At 65.0% G+C, this 2,134-nt stretch carries 1 protein-coding gene; it reads left to right on the top strand.

Going from position 1 to position 2,134, the window contains the following annotated elements:
• Window positions 1–587 precede the first annotated feature (587 nt).
• Entirely contained in the window at window positions 588–1,967 is a 1,380-nt protein-coding gene (gene ltrA / locus ACNAW0_RS30210) for a group II intron reverse transcriptase/maturase (RefSeq protein WP_416291447.1), read from the top strand.
• Window positions 1,968–2,134 lie beyond the last annotated feature (167 nt).

The following is a 2,134-nucleotide window of genomic DNA, read 5'->3' as shown; positions in this document are numbered from 1 at the left end:
CTCCTGTGTGTCCAGTAGGGATAGGTGGTTGATCATGTGAGTGGTTGACGACTGACTCGTAAGCTCGTCGTCGCTTGCCGGTGAAAGTCCGGTCCGGGTAACAGCCAGGTGGCCCGGTAGCAGGCTGGCGGTTTCGTCTGGAAACGGACGGGGTCGAAGCCCAGCGTCAAGCGCCTGAGATGGCGTGCAACCGAACGGTCCGTAACGTGAAGTGAAGCCTGCCGCGTCGTTACATCACCCGCCCGTGGGGCGGGGCAAGGGAGTGCCGAGCCCGGAGGAGAAGGGCGAAGGCCATGGAAACGGTGAAGAGCCTGGAAGCGCAGCCGTGAAGGACTCCCCGGCGTAAGGGGCTCGGAACGTTCGGATAGTGACGGCGGGAACTGGAGAGGCCCTCCCCGGCCCAGCGGGCTGCGCAAGGCCGCTGGAGTGCGGCGACCTATAACCGGTGATGAGCCGGGAAGTGGAAGCCGGCCGGAAGGGCGTCGGAGGTGGCCGTAGTACCGATCGAGCCGACCGGACAACATAACCGGCGGTGAGGGAAGGGCCACTACTTCGTCGATGCGTGTCGTGGTAGATGGAGGTGCCCGGTGAGTGCCGATTCGGCTAGTCCCGCCGACAGTGGACGTTTTCTGCTGGACAAGGTGCGTGCCCTGCAACACACGCTGTACCGGACGGCCAAGGCCGATCCCGGACGACGGTTCCACACGCTGTGGGACAAGGTCCTGCGCAGGGACGTCCTGTGGCGTGCGTGGGTCGCGGTGCGACGTAATGACGGCGCGCCGGGCATCGACCGCACCACTTTGGCCGCTGTCGAGGAGTATGGGGTTGCCCGGCTGCTCGATGAGCTGGCCGCCGAGTTGCGGGAAGGCAGGTATCGGCCGTTGCCAGCGCGTCGGGTGTTCATCCCGAAGCCGGGTACCAGTGAACAGCGGCCGTTGTCGATTCCCGCGGTTCGGGACCGGGTCGTGCAGGCTGCCGTGAAGATCGTGCTTGAGCCGGTCTTCGAGGCGGACTTTCTGCCGTGCAGTTTCGGGTTCCGCCCGAAGCTTGGGCAGCACGACGCTCTTCAAGTCGTCATCGATGAGGCTTGGCGGGGCCGCCGGTGGGTGGTGGAGACGGATATCGCGAACTGTTTCGAGGCGATACCGAAGGACAGGTTGATGCAAGCGGTCGAGGAACGTGTCGCTGACCAGTCCGTGCTCAAGCTTCTGCGGGTGATCCTGCGCGCTGGGGTGATGGACGCGGGTGTGGTTCGGCGTTCGGTGAACGGAACCCCGCAAGGCGGGGTGATCAGTCCCTTGATGTGCAACGTGTATCTGCACCGGCTCGACCGGGCGTGGGATCGCCGAGCGCATGGGGTATTGGTCCGGTTCGCTGATGACGTGCTGGTCATGTGTGCTACCCGTGAGCAGGCCGAGGCCGCTCTTGCGCGGTTGAGGAGCCTGCTGGCCGAACTCGGCCTGGAGCCGAAAGAAGCCAAGACCCGCATCGTGCACCTGCAGGAGGACGGCCCGGGTTTCGATTTCCTGGGCTTTCACCACAAGTGGGTGCGGTCGCGGGGCGTGCGGGGCAAGCGCGGTGTCATGTTCCTGGCCCGCTGGCCCTCCGACAAGGCGATGCGGCGTGCCCGCGAGCGGATCCGTGAGCTCACGGTCCGGTCGAGGCTGCTGCTCAGCGTCGAAACGGTGGTCGAGGATCTCAATATGTTCCTGCGGGGCTGGGCGGCGTATTTCCGCTACGGCCACTCGACCGTCCGATTCGACAAGATCAGGAACTACGCGAAGGAACGGCTGATGATCTTCGTCGGGAAGCGACACAAACGCGGACGACGCTTCGGCATGTCCGTGGTCGCCTACCTGTCGCCGGACCAATGCGGCCTGATCAGCCTCAACGGAATCGTTGTCGCACCCAGGGCGAACAAGCCCTGGCGGGAGAAACCGAATGCCGGCGGTGAACGGCGTCGGTGAGCCGTGTGCGGGAGAACCGCATGCACGGTTCGACGTGGCGGGAGCTGGAGCGGTGACGACCTGACCACGGGCACGAGTGAGCGCACAACCGACCGGGAAACCGGCGGAAGGCAGGCCCTCGGCCCTACCGTCAGTGATCATCACTTCTCCAGTTCCCGACCCGACTC

The sequence above is a fragment of the Micromonospora sp. SL1-18 genome, assembly GCF_047921505.1.
Taxonomy (GTDB): Bacteria; Actinomycetota; Actinomycetes; order Mycobacteriales; family Micromonosporaceae; genus Micromonospora.
Note: the sequence above shows the minus strand (reverse complement) of the source record. Positions and strands in the feature narration are given on the sequence as shown.